The following is a 16,634-nucleotide window of genomic DNA, read 5'->3' on the forward strand; positions in this document are numbered from 1 at the left end:
TCACGCCATCCTACTTACAAGGTAGTCTGCAATGCCTTGATTAACTTCTTGAAATAACTTTCGTCTAGAATCTAAAACCCTTTTTCCTTTCAAGAAGTCTAGAAAACTAGCATGATAAATGCTGTAGCAGTTTTCTTCTTTAATATTTTGCAGCTTCAAGTACTCAACCCACTCATCTAAAACTAATTGCACATGATATTCTTCTTGTTTGGCAATAGCCGCTATCATTTCGGAAGGAATTGGTGTGCCAATCTCCACTAAAATAAACAGAATAAATACTTTTAAGTTCTGGAGTTCGTCATCCATTTTCATGCGATCCCAATGGACTTGATAATATTGTTGTAGACCATCGGGTAATTGCCTTAAACTCAAGTCATTATATTCACCCTTAGCAATTCCTGGCAAAACATAACGCAGGTACATAAAATTATTTTCACTTTTAGTTGCTACCTGCTCAACAAAATCTTGATCAAAAATATTGCGGTTTTGAATCCATTGTCTAATTGCATTCTTATAGTCTGGATCAATATCTAAGAAGAACCGAATATATTCTTTAATGTCTTCAAGGCTTAAACTAGCATACTGACTTACCCTTAAATCTAGCTCTTCTGTCGGGATATCTGGTGCTGACAAGCGTTTTCTATCTATAGTATATGGTCTTCTAGTCAGGAGAAAATAGATACGTTCAGGAAGTGCTGTTGGTAATTCTAAAAGATTCCCGCCTGTTTCTTGTACCACTTCATCCAGTGCATCAACTACAATTACAAGATATTCTCCAGCAGGTAGTTTTTTGCTAACCTGTTCTAATAAATCAGCTAAATTAGCCTTCTCGACATTTTGCAACTGGTAACGCTTAATTAATTGTTTGCGAATACTTTCTAGAAATAGCTCGGCACGATTACGACCATCGGAGCGAATATTAAAATAGCATGGTGATTTATTGTCCCAGACGTATTTAGCAGCAATGGTACTTTTCCCCATTCCTGCATCACCCACCACAGTAAAATAACCTCTAGAATGTTGGTTGCGAAACTTCTGAAATGTGTCAAATACAAATTGACGACCGCAAAACGAGCGAATTTTTTCTCTAATTAATGACTTAAATTCTGCGGGATACTCGTCTAAATTCCATTCAGGAAAAGGCTGAAAATCAGTAGAGCAGCTTTCTTTAGCAACTTCAATAAATTTTTCACCAAATTCTTCTAACTCTGATCGCAGATCAATTCTTGACCGTTGAATATCGATTTTTAAATTTTTTTGCTGCAAAAACTTTTCTACTTCTTTGTAAAAACCCAAGGGATTGTTAGAAGTATAAGCACTCCAAAAAGCCTTTTTAGTTTCTTTCTCTCTAAAAAGATTTAAAATTGCTTCTGGCTTATTTACACCATACTTAATTAAAGAATAAACATAAACGCTATCAACATCTCTGGGTGGTTGTATTGGATCAAAATTGAATTGTTTTAAAAGTCTAACTACGCTTTCATTACGTTGAGCTTGATTAATAACTAAAGAAGCCGCTGGTTTAGCAAGACTTTTAAGGGCATTAACTACAGGGTCAATACTCATTTTTACTATGGATAGAGATAATTTTTACACCTTTTAACTTATCTTAGCGAAAGATAGTGCAAATTAGCCTGTATTAAGCCATATTACTGCTTTAGCTATCTCATGCAGAGGCAAGGCAGCGCGTTGGGCGGGTTTACCGACTTGAAGCGACTGCCGCGCAGAGGCGCAGAGAAGAACGCTAGAGGTGTTGTGATTGTCTTTGGTGAGGTGCGATCGCTCGATTATCCTGAAAATATCCTGAAAGGTGGAGCGATCGCTTTTTCATTTCAACTTCAGAACCTCAAACTTCGACCTCAGAGGCTCAACTTTCATTTTCTCCAGTCGAAGTTTCACGTCTAAAAGGCGATCGCTAATTAAAAAACATTAAACTCTATGATAAGAATTCAACAATTGCTGATTTCAGTATCGTGAGGATGATATAAAAAAATTATCAATATACTTTTAAGCAATTACTAACCGCAACCATAGCAAAATCGTTATGAAATTTAATTATTTATTAACACCAGCACTGATTGGCGTTTCAGTTGCTATTGTGCAACCGCAGGCTGTAGCCCTTTCTTCAACGGAAGTCAGCAAAGTTGCGAAAGCGATGACGGTGCTGATTGAAAATCAAAATGGTTCTGGTTCTGGGGTAATTATTCGTCGAGAGGGTGATACTTACACTGTATTAACCGCTAAACACGTCATTGATAACCCAGATAAATATACAGTTATCACTCCTGATGATAGCCGTTATGAGTTAAAGTACGACACTGTGAAAAAGATGCCAGGAGTAGATTTAGCTATTGGGCAGTTTACTAGCAGCAAAACTTATCCTGTGGCGAAATTAGGCAACTCTGATGACATTAGTGAAGGTGCAACATCTTATGTGGCGGGGTTTCCTCGGCCAAGTGCAGCTATTTCTATCTCAATTTACAATTTTGTGGAAGGGCGGGTCACTGCTAACGCTTCTAAAGCCCTGCGGGATGGTTACGCTTTAGTTTACAGTAATGATACACTGCCGGGGATGAGTGGCGGCCCGGTGCTGAATGACAAAGGTGAGTTAGTGGGGATTCACGGTAGAGGTGACACCGCAGAAAATTATCAAATTTCTGATAAGAATCCCGATGTAATTATTAAAACTGGCTTTAATTTGGGTATTCCGATTAATACTTTTTTGCGGACTTTACCAAAAGCTGAGGTAGGTACAAGAGTCGGTGCGTTGACACAACCAACTCCTAAAGAACCAAAGGCAGATGATTTTTACATTCAAGGCGGAGATAAGTATAAAAAAGGTGATTATAAAGGAGCAATAGAAGCTTACAATCAAGCTATTCGGCTGAATCCTCAGTATTCTTATGCTTTCAATGATAGGGGAAATGCGCGTTATTATTTGGGTGATAAGCAAGGCGCTCTGAAAGATTACAACCAAGCTTTAAAAATTAATCCTGAATATGCCTTTGCTTATTACAATCGCGGTAATATTTTGTATGATTTTGATGATAGACGGGGGGCGCTGGCTGATTATAACCAAGCTTTGAAATTGAATCCTAATTATTCTTCTGCTTACAATAATCGCGGTAATGCCCATTATGCTTTAGGAGATAAGCAAAGGGCGTTGGCTGATTATAATCAAGCTATTAAAGTTGACCCAGGGAATGCGGAAGCTTATTATAATCGGGCTAATACTCGTGCGAGTTTAGGTGATAAGCAAGGAGCAATAACTGATTACAATCAAGCGATTAAAATTAACCCTAACTATGTTTTTGCCTATAATAATCGGGGTAATACTCGTTATGATTTGGGTGATTATCAAGGAGCGATCGCAGATTATTCTCAAGCTGTGAAAATCAACCCTAATCATTCTTCAGCTTACAACGGTAGGGGCAATTCTCGTTATTATTTAGGTGATAAACAAGGGGCAATTACTGATTATACTTTAGCTTTAAAAGCTAGTCCTAATAATGCCGAAGCTTATTATAATCGGGGGAATGCTCGCTCTGATTTGAAAGATTTACCAGCAGCGATCGCAGATTATAACCAAGCAATTAAACTCAATGCTAATTATTCGGCTGCTTACAACGGCAGAGGTAACGCCTTTTATTATTTAGGTGAAAAACAAAAGGCACTTGCAGATTATAGCCAAGCCATCAAGAGCAATACTAATAATTCTGAAGCTTATTATAATCGCGGTAATGTTTACTTTGATTTAGGCAATAAACAAGGCGCGATCGCTGATTACAGTCAGGCAATCAAAATTAATCCTAATTATGCTTATGCCTACAATAATCGCGGCAATGCTAAGTATGATATTAATGATTTACAAGGAGCCTTGACTGATTATAATCAAGCTTTGAAAATTATCCCCAATTATACCTTTGCTTACTACAATCGCGGCAATGTGTACAGAAACTTGGGAGACTTAGAAGGTGCGATCGCTGATTATAATAAAGCGATTAATATTGATGCTAACTATGCCCAAGCCTACCATAACCGGGGTTTAGCTCGGTATGATTTAGGCGAAATACCAGCAAGTATCACTGATTTAGAAACGGCAGCGAATTTGTATAAAATGCAAGGAAACACAGCCGCTTATCAGCAAGTGTTAGAAGTAATTAGAAAACGTCAGCGTTAGCAAGGACACAATATAGATCAAATGGCCCAATATCAACGTAAACTTGCGTATGAGATGGATTCATGGGATCTATACGTTGCCCTCAACAAATGACAGGTAATAACCGTTGTTGATGGCCGTTCAGCAGATGCTTTTGCAGAAGAACATATTCCAGGCGCGTTGAACCTACCACACAAAGAAATCTGTTTCAATTCAACTGAGATGCTGGATAAGTCACGATTCTATGTTTGCTATTGCATCATACTCTGAGGATAAAAGGTTGGGTAGATAGTAACATCTCCCAGCCTTTTATTTTTAGATCAAGAAGTGCTAATCATCACAACCAGCCACTTTTCAAACAACCTCTTAGGAACAAACAAAGTAAATTCACGTATTTTAGTCAGACAGCTTGCACAATTTTTGAATTAAGTAATTTTTGCCGCCTGATTCATGAGTTGTTCTGCCAAAATGGAGAGATAGCCTAGCTGTGAGATTAAGCTTAAAGCAGGTAACATAGCATGAATCGGTGCGGACTTGTCCAAGTGTACTTATTTAGTTAAGCTATTCGCCAATTTTGGTAATTTTAACAAATGCTCTATCTGAGAAATTTAATTTATCATCCCACAGCTTGCCCAACCGCGATTTTGAAGTCAGTTAACTTGGAATTACCGCCTCAGCAATTAGGTTTAATTATTGGCCCTAGTGGTTCTGGGAAAAGCACCTTACTCGAAATCCTGTCTGGACTGGCCGAACCAACTTCTGGCGGAGTGTTTTGGCGAGAACAACCACTCATCGCCGAACAATTACAACAACTAGCTGGAATTGTGTTTCAGTTTCCTGAACGGCACTTTTGCGGCGGGACAATTTTAGAAGAATTGCGCTTAGGACATCCAGAGTTAGGAACAGAACGAGTCAAGCAAGCCCTCAGCGAAGTGGGATTAGAGCATTTATCGTTGTCTGCTGCGCCTTATGCTTTAAGTGGAGGACAGCAACGGCGTTTAGCTTTAGCAGTGCAGTTAATTCGTCAGCCAAACGTCTTGTTATTAGATGAACCGACAGCCGGTTTAGATTGGTCAATGCGCCAGCAACTAGTTAATTTATTGGCAAAACTCAAACAAGACTGGACATTGTTAGTAGTAACACATGATGCTGGAGATATGTTAGCGATCGCTGACCGTTGTTGGACACTCAATCACGGCGAACTGCAATCAGTTGATCCAGCGACACTTAGTAGTAAAGTGAAAGAACCCCAACCAGCAGCGTGAATCAAAAATAAGGGTGTATGAAGATAAGGGAGACAAGGAAGAAGAGAAGAACTAATAACTATTGACTATCTACCATTGACTATTGACTAATGACAAATTCCACCACTCCCTTGCTGCCAGAAATGGCAGAAATTTGGCAGCAAACCCTCAATTGGCAACCAACTACACAGCAACAGACACAATTCCAGCAACTTTATGAGTTAATTCTGGAAGGTAACAGCCAATTAAACTTAACTCGCATCACCGCACCCCAAGAATTTTGGGAAAAACATCTCTGGGATTCCTTGCGGGGAATTGTACTAAACAACCAATTTATTGCATCTCTCCAAACAGGTGCATCTGTCATTGATATTGGTACAGGTGCAGGTTTTCCCGGCGTTCCCGTAGGAATGATTGCACCCAACAGCACAATTACTCTGTTAGATTCCACCCGCAAAAAAATTGCTTTTATCGATAAAGTATTAACTACACTAGAACTCAGCAATTGCAAAACTCTCGTTGGCAGAGTTGAAGAAATTGGTCAACAAACTCAGCACCGCCAAACCTATGATCTTGCCCTGATTCGCGCCGTCGGTACAGCTTCCGAATGTGCAGAGTACAGCCTACCATTAATTAAAAAAGGTGGTTTAGCCGTAATTTACCGAGGTACTTGGACAGAAGAAGAAACCACAGTTTTGCAAAATGCTGTGAAACAGTTAGGTGGTGAAATTGCAGCAATTGAACAATTCACGACTCCCCTAACTAATAGCATCCGCCACTGCTTATATTTGCGAAAGATAGCAAGCACACCGCCTCAATTTCCCCGCGCGGTTGGTGTCCCGCATCAAAAGCCATTGTGACCTTGAAATACTTATGAGAGATAAAAGTATGACAAAGATATCATAAGGATTGCGGTTAGCCAAGTGATTTCCTTCTACATTCCTAAATATTTCTGCGAAAATTGAACACTTGTAACTTTTCTTACCGCAGAAATTACAAGACAGCATAAAGCTATCACTCCGCAAGAATTTATCAATAATTGTGCTATCCAAAAATTTTGAAAGCCAAACTTATTAGTTATTCTATTCATCAAATCAAGTACTGGTATATGAAATAAGTAGATACCAAAAGAAAATTCACCAATAATAATTAAAAATCTTGGCCAATTATCAGTTTTTTTTCGCGCTGCCAAGAATAATAATATTAATGAAAATGAAGAGAAAAAGGATGAAGCCTTAATTTGGGAGTCTGCAAAAGCTGTGAGATTGTAAACTCTCCAAAGGTAAAATGCCTCAAGTATAGCTAAAAATATAGAGCCTATATAAATTAAAATAATTTTTTTGAAATTCTGATTTTTAATAGTTAGTTGACTTTGAGTTGCTAGAATGCCCAAATAGTAAAAACTAACCCATACAGTAAAAGGAAGCGCGTACCAAGGAAATCGAACATCATAATGAAGATACAAGCGAGAAAAATATAATCCAAGAAGCGATAAAGGAGACAGTGATAACCATAAAAAGTTCTTAACTATACTTTTTGTAGACGTAAGCATTAAAGGTGTCAACAAAATTAGCTGCACAAGAACGATTATAAAGTAATAAGGGACTAAAATCTGCCCTGTTATTACATCTATAATAATTTTGCTCCAATTCCATTGATAATTATGCTTATAAAATAAAATTATTAAAATACACCATGAAAAATAAGGGATCAGTATCCTGCTAAGTCTTTTCTGATAAAAATCTAAATAATCTGATAGTTTCGTAAACTCATAATTTGGTGTAAAATAACCAGAAATGAAGATAAATGCAGGAACGGCAAAATTAAGTAATTGTCTAAAAATCATGGATAAACCATAATTCAGATCAGTCTCATTATTAATACCAGATGCGTGAATTGCAACTACTGCGATAATCGCTATTCCGCGCAAAGCTTGAAATGATAAATCTTTATTCTTCATTTTTGTAAAAACTTTAGAGGCTGATTTTGAATGTACTAAAAAGGTGTATGGCAATACTGAAAACCCAATTCATTCAAAGAATTTAATATTTCTTCCATCTTCACATAGAAACAGATAAATTTGTACTTCACTAGACTAGGAAAGGTTATGAGAGGGTTCGTGCATTTTGGGAAATAATTGGTATGAGTGCGATCGCCTCTCAAAATTCAGCACTTTGAAGTTCTAAAAATTCACAATCATACAAATTTACTAATTTAACTCATAGTAATAATAAAGTCCTGGTTTTCAGTAGATTTCCAGAGATTCCAGTAATTACACGTAGGACGATCAGCAAATAAGTAGATATCTTGATGAAGTGGAAATGAGTATCATTAATTTTCACTAGAAATTCCCACATTTTAACCAATTTTTGAAGCATAGGACTGCGAAACATCTCTCAATCATCATTAAGCTTCAAAAGGTCATTCATTTCAATCAACAACACAGGGAAATAATTATGCAAGCTGCTGAAAAACTGAGCAAAATTGTCAGCAATTCTGACGCATGGATTTTGAGTAGTGCAGAGTTTCAAGAATTAGCAACAGAACTAATCAAACAAGGTTTAGTAGCTCATTATCCATTTAACGGCAATGCAGATGATAGCAGTGGAAACGGACTTCATGGATCTGTCTATGGTGCAACACTCACCAAGGATAGATTTGGGAATTCTAACAGTGCTTATCAATTTGATGGCATTGATGACTATATCGAAATTCCCCACAATGATTTGCTCAACCTTACAGATAACTTTACTATTTCCCTCTGGATTAACCAACCAGAAGATAATTCATTAAAGGGTTACAGACTAATTGACAAAACGACAGCAGGTGTCAACGATGGCTATAATTTTGATACCTACGATGGCAGTACTGGTAGAAGATTGCGTCTCACTGGCGGAAAACAAAATGTATCTGCTCACACTGCTTATTCTCTCAACGAGTGGCATCACGTAGCTGTAGTTTTTTCTAAAGGTGTATCAACCTTTTATTTAGATGGTAATCTTGATGGTTCAGGACAACATCATAGTGAGACAGTTAGTACTAATTCTTTAACTTTAAAAATTGGTGCAGCCCATAACTCTCATACCGAATTTTTCAAAGGTGTGATAGATGATGTGCGAATTTATAATCGAGCATTATCTGAAGTAGATATTCAAGAACTTTATGAATTTCCAACTGCATTTAGACAGTGTGTTTTAGAATTTAATGGTCAAAATAACTATGTATCTTTACCTGCTGTAAATATTGATTATTCTCAGGGCTTTAGTGTAGAAGCATGGGTACGCTACAACAGCTTTAAATATTGGTCAAGAATTATCGATTTTGGCAATGGTGTAAACAGTAATAATATTGTTTTTGCCAATCCAGAAACCACTAATCAACTAGCGTTAGATGTCAAGACTAGCGCCGGAGAAAGACGAATTACTAGCGCCGCAGTTCTAGAAACTGGCAAGTGGATGCACTTAGCTGCAACAATTGATCAGTCGGGATTGGCGAAACTTTACAAAAATGGTGAGTTAATTCAAAGTGGACAGCTACAACTCCCAGCAAATATTAACCGGACACAAAACTACATTGGTAGAAGTAACTGGCCACAGGATGGTTACTTTGATGGTCAAATATCAGAAGTGCGGGTTTGGAATATTGCTCGCAGCCAAGCAGAAATTCAACAGCATCTGCACAGCAGACTTGCAGGAAATGAGGACGGGTTAGTTGGCTACTGGCAGTTAAATGAATGTTCCGGTACTGTTGTAGCTGACAAGACTAGTCGTGCAAATAACGGTACAGTTAATGGTGCGATTTGGCAACAGCAAGAACTACTCATCAAACCTGCACCCGCAACTAACATCGAGCCTGAAAAAAATTCTACAAATGCAGCAGTAAATCTAGCAAACAATAGCAAAATCAGGCTGCAATCCTGGAAAGGTGATTATTTACATCGTCCAGACTCTCAACAAGGTGTCACCACTTGGGGTACAGGTGTCGGTAATGAGTGGCTGGTGAAGTCGGTAAGCGATCGCATCATCAAACTAAAATCTTGGAAAGGTGATTACTTGCACCGTCCAGATTCAGAACAAGGTGTTACCACTGGGAGTACAGATGTTGGTAATGAATGGCTGGTGGAGTCGGTAAGCGATCGCACCATCAGGCTAAAATCTTGGAAAGGTGATTACTTACACCGTCCAGACTCTCAACAAGGTGTCACCACTTGGGGAACTGGTATCGGTAATGAGTGGAAGCTGGAAGTTATTCCTGTTGAAGATAGTAAACCGACTGCGGAACAAGTCACTCCTGTTGCACCAGTCACACCGCCATCACCGCCAGAAACCAATAATCTTCCCGTGGTAGAACAAGTCAAACCTGTTCAACCAGTCACACCACCATCACCGCCAGAAACTAATCATCTTCCAGTGGCGGAACAAGTCACACCTGTTGAACCAGTCACACCACAACCAGAAACCAATAACCTTCCAGTGGCGGAACAAGTTGCACCTGTTAAACCAGTTACACCGCAACCAAAACCAGACACAAATCATGTCAAAGCTAACAACAATCAGCCTCAGACCCCAACCAAGGCTAAATATGATAAAACCGACCTAATTGTTTATTTATTTCTGATTTTGCTGGTATTACTGATAGCTTGGCAGCTATTTAAGCAGTAATTAAGCACAGAACTAAAATAGTTAAAGATAGAGAGCGATCGCATCATCACGGCGATCGCTTTTCATTTTATCTCTATCACCTGTCACCTATCACCTGCTATATATGATGAGGTATGGCGATCGTACATCTGCTTTTTTCCCATCTCATCGCTAAAAAAAGCCCCCATTGTGGCACTCTGAGAGACAGGATTGTTTAGTCTGAATATTTTAGCTACAAAAATTTACTGAATGAGTTATGCAAACTCTGCCTACACCTACAAGCTCAAACACCACATCTAGTCAACCCACCTTTGATACTACAATCAAACGGCGTAAAACTCGGCCAGTCAAAGTAGGCAATGTCACCATCGGCGGCGGACACCCTGTCGTGGTGCAGTCAATGATTAACGAAGACACTCTTGATATTGATGGTTCTGTCGCCGCAATTCGTCGCTTGCACGAAGTCGGCTGCGAAATCGTTCGTGTCACAGTGCCTAGCCTCGCTCACGCTGTAGCATTGGCAGAAATTAAGCAAAAAATCATTACAACTTACCAAGATGTACCTATCGTGGCTGATGTACATCACAATGGTATGAAAATTGCTTTAGAAGTTGCCAAACACATCGAGAAAGTACGGATTAACCCAGGCTTGTATGTGTTTGAAAAACCAAACGCCAACCGTACCGAATATACCCAATCTGAATTTGAGGAAATTGGTGATAAAATCCGTGAAACTCTAGAACCTCTGGTAGTTTCCTTGCGCGACCAAGGCAAAGCGATGCGAATTGGGGTAAATCATGGTTCCCTAGCAGAAAGAATGCTATTTACCTATGGTGACACCCCAGAAGGAATGGTGGAATCGGCTTTAGAATTTATTCGCATTTGTGAATCATTAGATTTCCGCAACTTAGTGGTTTCGATGAAAGCCTCTCGCGTTCCTGTTATGGTAGCCGCCTATCGTCTGTTAGCCAAGAGGATGGACGAATTAGGGATGGACTATCCTTTACATTTAGGTGTAACAGAAGCAGGTGATGGTGAATACGGCAGAATCAAATCCACCGCCGGTATTGCCACCTTACTAGCAGATGGCATTGGTGACACTATCCGCGTCTCCCTCACAGAAGCACCAGAAAACGAAATTCCTGTATGCTACAGCATCTTGCAAGCATTGGGATTGCGGAAAACAATGGTGGAATATGTCGCCTGTCCTTCCTGTGGACGCACCTTATTTAACTTAGAAGAAGTGCTACATAAAGTCCGGGAAGCCACCAAACACTTAACTGGGTTAGACATAGCTGTGATGGGTTGTATTGTCAACGGCCCTGGCGAAATGGCAGATGCTGACTATGGCTATGTAGGCAAAACTCCTGGTTACATTTCTTTATATCGCGGGCGAGAGGAAATTAAAAAAGTTCCAGAAGACCAAGGTGTAGAAGAGTTAATCAATTTGATTAAAGCCGATGGGCGTTGGGTAGATCCATAAGAAGTGTGAAATGTAAAGTGTGAAGTATGAAGTTATGTAAAAATGCTTGGGGCTGCTTTTCTGTAAGAAGTGACTGTTGTTAGGTACGCAAGAGCATCACTACAAGGAATAATTGAAGCTCAATTTCATACTACCCTTCTCCGAAAGGGAGACGCTACGCGAACGGGAAGCCGCGCAAAGCGCGTCTACATCCTTCATACTTCAAACTTTCAACTTCCCAACTTCGCCGGATTGTCAAGTATTTTCATGAAATTAGAAATACATACCCGGTCTTTGCAGAATACCTGTGTTAGATTGGGCATACTGACTATTATTTTCCCTCTGACACAGCTGTCATTATGGTGATTACAAAAAGTAGGCTTGTTTTGGGTGCTACGGCAGTAACACTCTCCACAATTGCTGTTACTAGCTTGGGCATTCACTCGCGTGGTCAGGCTTTATTTAAAGCAAGTCCCAAGGAAACAGTAGATGAAGTTTGGCAAATTGTTAACCGCCAATACGTAGATGGCACTTTTAACCAAGTAGATTGGCAGGCTGTTCGTAAGGAGTACCTGAACAAGTCCTACAGTAATCAGCAAGAAGCCTATAAATCTATCCGGGAAATGCTGAAGAAGCTTGGTGATCCTTACACCCGGTTTATGGACCCGGAAGAGTTCAAAAATATGCAGGTTGATACCTCTGGAGAACTCACAGGTATCGGTATTACTATCAGTCAGGATGAAAAAACCAAGCAATTGGTTGTGATTGCGCCTATTGAAGATACACCAGCATTTAAGGCGGGAATCTTAGCCAAAGATATCATCCTCAAAATTAATGATAAAAGCACTAAGGGTATGGATACAAACCAAGCTGTATCCTTAATCCGTGGCGAACCAAATACTAAAGTTACACTTACAATTCAGCGTAATGGTGCTATCAAGCAGTTCAACATCACACGCGCCAGGATTGAAATTCATCCAGTACGTTATTCGCAAAAAAAATCACCAGCAGGGAATATCGGTTACATCCGCCTGAACCAATTCAGTGCTAATGCTGGTAAAGAAATGCAAAACGCCATCAAAGATTTAGAGTCTAAGAAAGTTGCTGGCTATGTTCTCGATTTGCGTGGCAACCCTGGTGGCTTGTTATTCTCTAGTGTCGAAATTGCCCGGATGTGGCTAGATAAAGGTACAATTGTTTCTACCATTGACCGCCAAGGCGAGCAAGAGAGAGAAGTTGCCAATGGTCGCGCCCTCACCAATAAACCATTAGTAGTTTTGGTAGATAAAGGTTCTGCTAGTGCTAGTGAAATTTTATCGGGAGCTTTAAAGGACAATAAGCGGGCTGTTTTGGTAGGTACTCAAACCTTTGGTAAAGGATTGGTACAGTCTGTGCGTCCTTTAGATGATGGCTCAGGATTAGCGGTGACAATTGCTAAATATCACACTCCTAGCGGTAAAGATATTAATAAGCACGGGATTGACCCCGATGTGAAGGTAGATTTGAGCGATGCTCAACGGCAAGATTTATGGCTGCATGAGCGTGACAAACTAGCCACTATGGCTGATCCACAATATGCTAAAGGCGTGGAAATTTTAGGTAAGCAGATTGCGGCCAAAGGTATCACTAGCGCGGAGAAAAATTAAGGTTTTAGTTAGATGGGTTGGCATTTACCAGCCCTGATTAATCCAATCCGCCGCGCGATCGCTTCTTCTTGGGAAGCAAATGTCCCCCATTTTTCAATAATCTCTGGATCATCGTCTCTAATTAAGTTGCTGGGGACGATTTCGCAATTTTGGGCTTTGCGCTTGACAATATACCAAAGTTGTGTATTTTCCATTGTTAGTTATTAATAATTTTTTCTACTGCAACATTAATATTAGGAAATGCCAATGGCTGAATTGTACCAGCCGTTAATGTTTGTTTTGAGGTATATTCTCCATTGAGAATTTCTCGAAAAATGACGATATTTTGTTTTTTTAAATTCACAACCCAATATTCTAAAATACCTGCTTGGGCGTAGATTTTAGTTTTGATCTCTAAATCTTTTTCTAAACTAGAGTTAGCATACTCAATCAACCAAAAAATATTTTCTGGATATGGATGATGGTGTTTATATTGCCGCCCCAAACGTTGGACAATGGCAATATCTGGTTCTGGTTCAGAGTTGTTAGGTAAGGTAATTGGTTTAGCTTCACGAATTGAGGCTCGTTCACCCAGTAACTTTGCTAGATATTCACCCGCTTCATCACTAGAATAAGCATGAGGTTCGCTTTCTGGTGATATTTCGATAATTTCTCCTTGCAAAAGTTCAACTTGGCGATCGCTTAAAATGCCAGCCTCAATCATGCGATGATATTCGTCAATCGTCCATTTAGCCACAATCACACTCATGACGATTGATTCCTCCCATGTCAATCATGATGTTATCTTAGCAAGAGGGTGAGAAGTAAAAAGTAAAAAGTAAAAAGATAATCCCCATAAATAAATTTAGGGGATTTAATCAGGACGTATTATTTCTCGATGCTCCCCATCTCGAAATAAAATAACTCATGAATACCGTAGTTACATCAGAAAAAATTCATCTCCCTGCTGGTGCTGTCCTCAAACTTTTAGGAAACTGGCAAGACTACCAAAGAATGGTATCAGTTTTAGGCGATCGCTCCATCCCTCGGATTAAATATCGACCAGGGGAGATTTTATTGATGGCACCATTACCAGAACATGGAAGAGATACAAGCTTACTGGCGTTGGTTGCAATAACTATACTTGACTATTTAAACCGTAAGTATGAGTCGTTTACACCCATCACCATGAGTTTGCCAGAGGTTAGCGGTATTGAGTCTGATTTTTGCTTTTATATTGAAAATTGGCCATCAGCAGTCGGTAAAAGCCGGATTGATTGGCAAAATGATCTGCCGCCAGATTTAGCCATTGAAATAGATGTTACTAGTTATACCGATATTAATGATTATTTAGTATATAAAGTGCCGGAAGTCTGGCTGCTGAGAAATAAACAGTTGTTAATTTATAGGTTACAAGGGGAAGATTATACACTGAGTGAAAGCAGTTATTTTCCTAACATTCCAGAAATTGTACAGCAATGTTTCCGAATTGCGCGGGAAGACACGACAAGCGAAGCAATTAGATGGTTGCGGAACTTTCTTGTATCCACACAAAAATGATTCACAAAGGTAGATAATTTTTTATAGATACTTTTGAGATGCAACCACCGATGAACGCCGATGAACGCCGATATGAAAATACAGAAGATTTTAAGATTTTGGATGTTCAAAATTTGGATGTAAACTATGGCGGGATTCAAGCACTGAAAAAGATTAATTTAACTATTAATAAAGGTGAGGTCGTTACTTTAATTGGTGCGAATGGTGCTGGTAAAACTACTACACTCAGAGCTATATCCAAAATAGTTAATCCTGTGCGTGGCGAAATTATTTATAGTGGACGCAATATTACCCGCCGTCAACCTCATGAAGTTGTGAAATTGGGGATTGCCCATTGTCCAGAGGGGCGGAGAGTTTTGGCGAAGCAAACTGTTTTTGATAATTTATTATTAGGTGCTTATATCCGTTCTAATCAAGCAGAAATTAAAGCTGATATTCAACGTCAATTTGAGTTATTTCCGCGATTGTTACAACGCCGCAATCAGTTAGCCGGAACTCTCAGTGGTGGTGAACAACAAATGTTGGCGATCGCAAGGGCTTTAATGAGTAGACCACAATTGTTATTGTTAGATGAGCCAAGCTTGGGTTTAGCACCAGCAATTGTCAAAGAAATCTTCGCAATTATTGAAAATTTAAGGGCGACAGGTGTAACTATTTTATTAGTTGAGCAGAACGCAAATTTAGCCTTACAAATTGCTGACCGGGGATATGTACTCGAAGCTGGTTCTATCACTTTAACAGGTGCAGCATCAGAATTAATTAGTGATGAGCGGGTGAAAAAAGCTTATTTGGGATAATAATTAATTTTTGATGATGATAGGTCAGTACCGAGGAATTAGAGATAGGTTGATGCCGAATTATTTTAAATTGTGACTGTAAAGATACTACCCCTAGATTGATTATTTTCAATGGTAATTGTGCCGCAATGTGCCTCGACTGCCATTTTACAAAAAGCTAATCCTAAGCCAATTTGCGACACATCAGGCATCCTGGTTCCTACTTCATATTTCTCAAAAATAATTTTGCGTAAATCTTCAGAAACCCCTTTGCCAGAATCAATCACTTGTAATTTAGCCCCGCCTGTTGGTAAATATTCCGCACGCAAGGTAACTTGTGAATTTGATGGAGAAAACTTAATGGCATTAGTGAATAAATTATCTAAAACGCGGCGGAACATTAAAGCATCGATTTCAATTGTGTCACCGGGGTTTGGTAATTCACTAATGAAGGTGATTTTCTTTTGAGCGGCGATCGCTTCGACATCGGATAATGCTGACTTACACAAAGAATGTAAATCGACTGGACTGTAATTGAGAACCATTTTGCCTGATTCCAGCTTCGCCATCAGCAACAAGCTATCAATTAAAGATTGGAGTTGTTGTCCAGCCAGTAAAACTTGCTCGACTTTGCCTTGTTGCTGTTTTTGAGATAAGCCGGGAAATTTCAGCATCTCAGCCCCTAAAACAATACTAGCCAAAGGATTTCGCAAATCATGGACAATCATGTTTACCATGTCTTCTCGCAGTTTGAGCAATAGTTGCAGGCTGTCATACTGCTGTTTAATCCGCAACATAGAATTAACTCTGGCGCGTAATTCTACACCATTAACGGGTTTACTAATAAAGTCATCTGCACCTGTAGCCAGACATCGAGCTAAATCTTCTTTAGCTGTTAATGCCGTCACCATAATAATTGGTACTGCTTGCCACTTGGGTTGGGACTTGATGCGTTTGCAGACTTCCATTCCATCCAGATCAGGCATCATCACATCAAGCAGAATTAGATCAGGCTGAAAACTATCAAGGCGACTTAGGGCTTGTTGACCATCAGGAGCATAGTGTAACTGGTAGTTTTCACCATCCAGCAAAGTTTCAACAACATCAAAGTTATCCGGTTCATCATCAATGACTAAAATAGTGGGTTGAGTATCCATTGAAAATTTTT

15 protein-coding genes are annotated in these 16,634 nt (G+C 39.4%); 10 read left to right on the forward strand and 5 right to left on the reverse strand.

Features of this window, described 5'->3' with window-relative positions:
- Positions 1-1,566, reverse strand: coding sequence for an NACHT domain protein (locus H6G74_RS08485; protein ID WP_190967249.1), 1,566 nt, complete (start codon positions 1,564-1,566; stop codon positions 1-3).
- A gap of 102 nt (positions 1,567-1,668) precedes the next feature.
- Here H6G74_RS08485 and H6G74_RS08490 point away from each other — a divergent pair, with 102 nt between their 5' ends.
- The 5 genes from H6G74_RS08490 (at position 1,669) to rsmG (ending at position 6,263) form a co-directional block, all read left to right on the forward strand.
- The gene (locus H6G74_RS08490) at positions 1,669-1,905 is read left to right on the forward strand and encodes a hypothetical protein (protein WP_190967250.1); all 237 of its coding nucleotides are present in this window, start codon (positions 1,669-1,671) and stop codon (positions 1,903-1,905) included.
- A 139-nt stretch (positions 1,906-2,044) separates the two neighbouring features.
- Positions 2,045-4,180 carry a serine protease gene (locus H6G74_RS08495; protein WP_190967251.1) on the forward strand — a complete coding sequence of 712 codons (2,136 nt, stop codon included), beginning with the start codon at positions 2,045-2,047 and terminating at the stop codon, positions 4,178-4,180.
- A 99-nt stretch (positions 4,181-4,279) separates the two neighbouring features.
- On the forward strand, positions 4,280-4,429 hold the full coding sequence (locus tag H6G74_RS31800) for a rhodanese-like domain-containing protein (protein ID WP_390849383.1): 150 nt from the start codon (positions 4,280-4,282) through the stop codon (positions 4,427-4,429).
- A 320-nt stretch (positions 4,430-4,749) separates the two neighbouring features.
- On the forward strand, positions 4,750-5,424 hold the full coding sequence (locus H6G74_RS08505; RefSeq protein ID WP_190967252.1) for an ABC transporter ATP-binding protein: 675 nt from the start codon (positions 4,750-4,752) through the stop codon (positions 5,422-5,424).
- Between the two features lie 89 nt (positions 5,425-5,513).
- Complete coding sequence (gene rsmG / locus H6G74_RS08510) at positions 5,514-6,263, forward strand: 16S rRNA (guanine(527)-N(7))-methyltransferase RsmG (RefSeq protein WP_190967253.1); 750 nt, start codon at positions 5,514-5,516, stop codon at positions 6,261-6,263.
- A gap of 74 nt (positions 6,264-6,337) precedes the next feature.
- Here rsmG and H6G74_RS08515 read toward each other — a convergent pair whose 3' ends face one another.
- A complete protein-coding gene (locus tag H6G74_RS08515; protein WP_190967254.1) occupies positions 6,338-7,363 on the reverse strand; it encodes an acyltransferase in 1,026 nt (341 codons plus the stop codon).
- A gap of 496 nt (positions 7,364-7,859) precedes the next feature.
- Between H6G74_RS08515 and H6G74_RS08520 the strand changes: the two genes are divergently transcribed.
- The 3 genes from H6G74_RS08520 to ctpC all read left to right on the forward strand — a co-directional run bounded on the left by H6G74_RS08520 (position 7,860) and on the right by ctpC (position 13,151).
- Entirely contained in the window at positions 7,860-10,064 is a 2,205-nt protein-coding gene (locus H6G74_RS08520) for a LamG-like jellyroll fold domain-containing protein (RefSeq protein ID WP_190967255.1), read from the forward strand.
- A gap of 235 nt (positions 10,065-10,299) precedes the next feature.
- On the forward strand, positions 10,300-11,526 hold the full coding sequence (gene ispG / locus H6G74_RS08525) for a (E)-4-hydroxy-3-methylbut-2-enyl-diphosphate synthase (RefSeq protein ID WP_190594062.1): 1,227 nt from the start codon (positions 10,300-10,302) through the stop codon (positions 11,524-11,526).
- A gap of 338 nt (positions 11,527-11,864) precedes the next feature.
- Complete coding sequence (ctpC, locus tag H6G74_RS08530; RefSeq protein ID WP_190967256.1) at positions 11,865-13,151, forward strand: carboxyl-terminal processing protease CtpC; 1,287 nt, start codon at positions 11,865-11,867, stop codon at positions 13,149-13,151.
- Positions 13,152-13,159: 8 nt separating this feature from the next.
- Here ctpC and H6G74_RS08535 read toward each other — a convergent pair whose 3' ends face one another.
- Both H6G74_RS08535 and H6G74_RS08540 read right to left on the reverse strand, forming a co-directional pair.
- Positions 13,160-13,345 carry a DDE transposase family protein gene (locus H6G74_RS08535; RefSeq protein WP_190967257.1) on the reverse strand — a complete coding sequence of 62 codons (186 nt, stop codon included), beginning with the start codon at positions 13,343-13,345 and terminating at the stop codon, positions 13,160-13,162.
- Between the two features lie 2 nt (positions 13,346-13,347).
- Positions 13,348-13,899, reverse strand: coding sequence for a Uma2 family endonuclease (locus tag H6G74_RS08540; RefSeq protein ID WP_190967258.1), 552 nt, complete (start codon positions 13,897-13,899; stop codon positions 13,348-13,350).
- Between the two features lie 158 nt (positions 13,900-14,057).
- On the opposite strand from H6G74_RS08540, the gene H6G74_RS08545 reads away from it, so the two are divergent.
- Positions 14,058-14,690 (forward strand): Uma2 family endonuclease, encoded by a 633-nt coding sequence (locus H6G74_RS08545; RefSeq protein ID WP_190967259.1) that lies wholly within the window; start codon positions 14,058-14,060, stop codon positions 14,688-14,690.
- A 50-nt stretch (positions 14,691-14,740) separates the two neighbouring features.
- A complete protein-coding gene (locus H6G74_RS08550; protein WP_190870973.1) occupies positions 14,741-15,487 on the forward strand; it encodes an ABC transporter ATP-binding protein in 747 nt (248 codons plus the stop codon).
- Positions 15,488-15,552: 65 nt separating this feature from the next.
- Here the strand turns inward: H6G74_RS08550 and H6G74_RS08555 are convergent, their stop codons facing one another.
- Positions 15,553-16,623 carry a hybrid sensor histidine kinase/response regulator gene (locus tag H6G74_RS08555; protein WP_190967260.1) on the reverse strand — a complete coding sequence of 357 codons (1,071 nt, stop codon included), beginning with the start codon at positions 16,621-16,623 and terminating at the stop codon, positions 15,553-15,555.
- Between the last annotated feature and the right edge of the window lie 11 nt (positions 16,624-16,634).

It is taken from the genome of Nostoc spongiaeforme FACHB-130, from assembly GCF_014698475.1.
Classification (GTDB): domain Bacteria; phylum Cyanobacteriota; class Cyanobacteriia; order Cyanobacteriales; family Nostocaceae; genus Nostoc_B; species Nostoc_B spongiaeforme.

Excerpts from the sequence above, each read along its gene's own strand:
- H6G74_RS08520 (WP_190967255.1), top strand. The coding sequence starts at position 7,860 with ATGCAAGCTGCTGAAAAACTGAGCAAAATTGTCAGCAATTCTGACGCA.
- rsmG (WP_190967253.1), top strand. The coding sequence starts at position 5,514 with ATGACAAATTCCACCACTCCCTTGCTGCCAGAAATGGCAGAAATTTGG.
- H6G74_RS08485 (WP_190967249.1), bottom strand. The coding sequence starts at position 1,566 with ATGAGTATTGACCCTGTAGTTAATGCCCTTAAAAGTCTTGCTAAACCA.
- H6G74_RS08535 (WP_190967257.1), bottom strand. The coding sequence starts at position 13,345 with ATGGAAAATACACAACTTTGGTATATTGTCAAGCGCAAAGCCCAAAAT.
- H6G74_RS08540 (WP_190967258.1), bottom strand. The coding sequence starts at position 13,899 with ATGAGTGTGATTGTGGCTAAATGGACGATTGACGAATATCATCGCATG.
- H6G74_RS08490 (WP_190967250.1), top strand. The coding sequence starts at position 1,669 with ATGCAGAGGCAAGGCAGCGCGTTGGGCGGGTTTACCGACTTGAAGCGA.
- H6G74_RS08495 (WP_190967251.1), top strand. The coding sequence starts at position 2,045 with ATGAAATTTAATTATTTATTAACACCAGCACTGATTGGCGTTTCAGTT.
- H6G74_RS08550 (WP_190870973.1), top strand. The coding sequence starts at position 14,741 with ATGAACGCCGATGAACGCCGATATGAAAATACAGAAGATTTTAAGATT.
- H6G74_RS08545 (WP_190967259.1), top strand. The coding sequence starts at position 14,058 with ATGAATACCGTAGTTACATCAGAAAAAATTCATCTCCCTGCTGGTGCT.
- H6G74_RS08515 (WP_190967254.1), bottom strand. The coding sequence starts at position 7,363 with ATGAAGAATAAAGATTTATCATTTCAAGCTTTGCGCGGAATAGCGATT.
- H6G74_RS08505 (WP_190967252.1), top strand. The coding sequence starts at position 4,750 with ATGCTCTATCTGAGAAATTTAATTTATCATCCCACAGCTTGCCCAACC.
- ctpC (WP_190967256.1), top strand. The coding sequence starts at position 11,865 with ATGGTGATTACAAAAAGTAGGCTTGTTTTGGGTGCTACGGCAGTAACA.
- H6G74_RS08555 (WP_190967260.1), bottom strand. The coding sequence starts at position 16,623 with ATGGATACTCAACCCACTATTTTAGTCATTGATGATGAACCGGATAAC.
- ispG (WP_190594062.1), top strand. The coding sequence starts at position 10,300 with ATGCAAACTCTGCCTACACCTACAAGCTCAAACACCACATCTAGTCAA.